Source organism: Nocardia abscessus, assembly GCF_015477775.1.
In the GTDB taxonomy this organism is placed as follows: domain Bacteria; phylum Actinomycetota; class Actinomycetes; order Mycobacteriales; family Mycobacteriaceae; genus Nocardia; species Nocardia abscessus_A.
The window spans coordinates 1-3476 of record NZ_JADLQO010000044.1; the positions used below are offsets into that span (position 1 = coordinate 1).

3 protein-coding genes are annotated in these 3476 nt (G+C 65.8%); all 3 read right to left on the minus strand.

Going from position 1 to position 3476, the window contains the following annotated elements; all coding sequences use genetic code 11:
- Positions 1-193: 193 nt before the first annotated feature.
- Positions 194-1306, minus strand: coding sequence for a hypothetical protein (locus tag IU450_RS39110; protein WP_195154754.1), 1113 nt, complete (start codon positions 1304-1306; stop codon positions 194-196).
- A gap of 362 nt (positions 1307-1668) precedes the next feature.
- Positions 1669-2001, minus strand: coding sequence for a helix-turn-helix domain-containing protein (locus tag IU450_RS39115; RefSeq protein ID WP_195154755.1), 333 nt, complete (start codon positions 1999-2001; stop codon positions 1669-1671).
- Positions 1998-3125, minus strand: a complete 1128-nt coding sequence (locus IU450_RS39120) for a tyrosine-type recombinase/integrase (RefSeq protein WP_195154756.1) — start codon at positions 3123-3125, stop codon at positions 1998-2000. The genes IU450_RS39115 and IU450_RS39120 overlap by 4 nt, the downstream gene beginning before the upstream one ends.
- Positions 3126-3476: the final 351 nt, after the last annotated feature.

Consider the following 3476-nt stretch of genomic DNA (forward strand, 5'->3'; position numbering starts at 1 on the left):
GCCTTTCATGTACCTGGTGGCACAATTCTTTACAGCACCCCATCCCGCATCATCGCTGGTCCAGGCAACTTCGTTGATTTCCGCGCGATGACTACTTCTGCCGCCGATTGCATCGGATGCGAACTCGGGGTGCCGGACTGGCAGGGGCCGGTATTCAGGTAGTCGGTATTCAGGTCGACCGGGCCGGTAGCGATCAGCGGCTGTGGTCGCCTGGCGCGTAGCGGTTCCAGCTGCCGCCAGCGTGGTCGCGGTGGCGGTGGGCAGTGGTGTAGTGGATGCCGAGGGCGTCGGCGACGACCGGTGCTGGTGCTTGCAGGACGAGTTGCCGTAGGGCTGAGATCCGGCCGGTGACGGTGGGGACTCCGCTTTTCGCGGACTGCTGGCCGAGGGTTTCGGGTCGGAGCGGTTGGCCGGCGCGGCGGCCTGGAAAGAGCCAGCGGGAGTTCGGGTTGGTCGCGGTCCGCATGTTGGCGCGCTGGTCGATCAGATCGAGGATCAGACCGGCGAAGGGCTCGGGGACCGGTGTCGGTGGTTCACCGAATCGGATCGAGACGCCGTCGCCGGCGGCGATGACGTCGTCGATGGTGAGCCGGACGATTCTGCTGAGCGGCTGGCCGTAGAGCAGCAGCAGGGTGAATGCGACCCGCAATCGAAGGTCGATCTCGTGGTCGGTGAGGAGCTTTCGCAGGATCTGCAAGCGCCGGTGTTGGGTGAGCGGCTGCCCGGGCGGCGCTGGTGACGCCGGGATATCTAGTCGCGGCATGCGGCTGGTGGATTTTGCCCAATCGAGGAACGGCTTCGTGCTGGTGCGCTGGTGGATCAGGTGGGTGGCGTGCCAGCGGTCGAGCGTGGCCTGGTCGCAGCGGCGCAAGGTCAGGTCGGATTCGCTGAGCCAGGCCAGGAACTCGGTGGCCCGCATGATCTGGGCGCCGGCGTTGCGGCGGCTGCCCGGTGTCAGCGGTCCGCGTTGGGCCCGGGCTCGCAACCGGGGCTGAACTCTCCAGGTGGCGAACTCTTTCACGATCCGGCGATGGTGATAGTTGCCGATCGCGGCGAGGTGGCCAGGAAGCCAACGCTCGAATAGCAGCAGCTGCTTGTCGATGGTCGGCAGCAGGCCGCAGCTCATCAGCAGCTCGCGCAGGTGCGCGGCCGCGCGCCAAGGTTCGAGTTCATCGAAGGCACTGTGTGTCAGGGGAATCGAACCATCAGCGACGCCGCGCAGGAATCGCGGGACATAGGGGTTGTAGAGCCAATTCACCCCGGTGGCCGGATTCTCCATCGTGGTGAGGGCATCGAACAATGGCATCAGTTCTGGACGGATTTGTCCGGCTCCGTCGCCGAGCAGGCCGCTGAGCCGGTCGGCGAGAGAGCAGTGGCTGCATAGTTTGCCGCGGTGCAGTTTGCCCTCGGTGCCGCAGCGAACGCAGGCAACTGAGGTCCGGAATCCGGCGCAACCAGTGCAGATCAGGGTCCGCTCGAGTGTCAGCCCCGGCAGGACACGATCCTGGCCGCAGCCGGGGCAGCAACCGCGGATGCGCAGCGCGCGGTCGCAGCATGTGCGGCAGACTGTGCCGTCGGGCCACCACGCGGCAGCGTAAGCGTGGCGGCCGCAGCGAACGCAGTCGCGTTTCTGCCAGCGTTCGAGCTGTTCCCGGGTGGGCGGCAGGCTCATCCCTCGGGACGGATCCGGGCGCGTTTGGGTCGGATCGTGTTGGCCAGGTCGACGACGTTCTCGCCGGCGGCAGCGGTCTTGCGAGGTGCGGCGTTCTCGGCTTTGGTGGCGATCAAATCGGCTGGGGTGCAGTCGAATATGTCGCAGAGCGCGGCCAGCACCGGCATGGACAGCCGTTCCGGGGTTTGGGTGACCAGGCGCCAGACCTGGACCGAGGACAGATTGATGCTCCGGTCGTGCAGGTGGGGTTCGAGGTCGGTGGCGGCGAACATGCCGTGGGTGGCCATGACCTCGCGCAGCCGCCATTGGTAGCTGATCTGGCGTTTCATCGTGTCCTCCCGGCGGGTTTCAGGATCGCGTCCATGGTGGCGTCCAGCGCCCGGCGCAGGGTCCGGGTGCGGAAGTCCGACGACACGCAGGTGTAGAGCGAAGTCGTGGACGCGTGCTCGTGGCCGACCTGTTCTTGAACGAACCGCGGGTCCCAGCCGTCCTCAATCAAATGGGTGACGTAGGAGCGTCGCAGAGAATGGAAGTCGAGCGCCGGGTCCAGGCCGACCGCGTCGCGGTAGGCAGCGAAGCGGGTATTCATCTGGGTGAACCCGATCCGGGCGCTGCGCTCGGAGGGCCAGCACGCGCCGTGGGCGGCGGTCGGCAGCAGCGGCCGGACCTCCTCGTGCCACTGTTCGAGGATCTCGGCCGACCATCCCCAGACCGTCAGCACGCTGCGTCGCTTCGGCGGGGAGCCCTTCTTGGCCTTGCCGTGGCGAACGTAGACCACGCCGTAGTCGCCGAACTCCGCGCCCTCGGGGTTGCGGCCGAAGTCGACCGCATCGAGCATCCGGGTTTCGTTGCGGCGCAACCCGAACGCGTAGGCCGTCTTGAACAGCACCGCGTCCCGGAACGCCGGAAGCCAGCCTTTGCGGCCGCGGCCGCGGACTGCACCGATCTGGGCGTCGGCGTGGTCGAAGAACACCTGCAACTCGTCACGGGTGAAGGCTCGCTTCCCGGCGTCGGCCTCGGCTTCCTGGACGTGCACGGCGGTGTTCCATTCGTGGACAACCTGAATCGGGTGCGTGCCGAACCGCTGTTCGCACTCGGTCGCCCACTGGTAGGCGGGATCGATCAGGTAGGCGCAGAACAGGCTGATCGAGTTCTGGTAGTTGCGCAGGGTCGACCGCTTCAGATTGCGCAGCGCGCGCAGGTCGCCGAGCCATTCGTCGGCCATCTGAGAACTCCAGGCCCACGGAAATGCGTCCGCGTGCGCGGCGAACGCCCGCACCGCCTTCTCCCGTGAGTTGATCGTCGAGAACGCCAGGTTTCGCGCGAGCTGCTGGTTGCGCCAGCCGTCGAGCATCGCGGTGAACACCTGCTCGTCAGGCCGGAGCAGAGAGACGCCGTCGACCAGCTGTAGCCGGGCCGCGCCCGGCGCCAGAACATCCCGCGACACCGGCATCACCCTCCATAACCGCTTACATCAGACGAAGGGATCTTTCATCAGATGTAAGCACCCCGCAAGTGTGCAGGTCAGAAGACTCTGTCGAACCCTTCACTGCCGCTATGATTCTCGACGCACCGCCCCAACCATGGAGCACCGGTGTGCTGACCTCCGCAGCACCGATCTGAATACCGGCCTGCTGGGTGGTCGGTGTTCATCATCAGATGAAATAGCGATCAGAAGTAGTAATCGCCGAAGAAGCAACGGATATGACGTAACCGCTGGTCGAGGGGTGATCGTGCTGCGGGTGCAGCTGGTTCGCCATGATCTGCACGGTCGTTCTGTAACTTCCGCGCCATGAGTATCTGG

Coding starts and splice junctions, on each gene's coding strand:
- IU450_RS39110 (WP_195154754.1), bottom strand. CDS start 1,306: ATGCCATTGTTCGATGCCCTCACCACGATGGAGAATCCGGCCACCGGG.
- IU450_RS39115 (WP_195154755.1), bottom strand. CDS start 2,001: ATGAAACGCCAGATCAGCTACCAATGGCGGCTGCGCGAGGTCATGGCC.
- IU450_RS39120 (WP_195154756.1), bottom strand. CDS start 3,125: ATGCCGGTGTCGCGGGATGTTCTGGCGCCGGGCGCGGCCCGGCTACAG.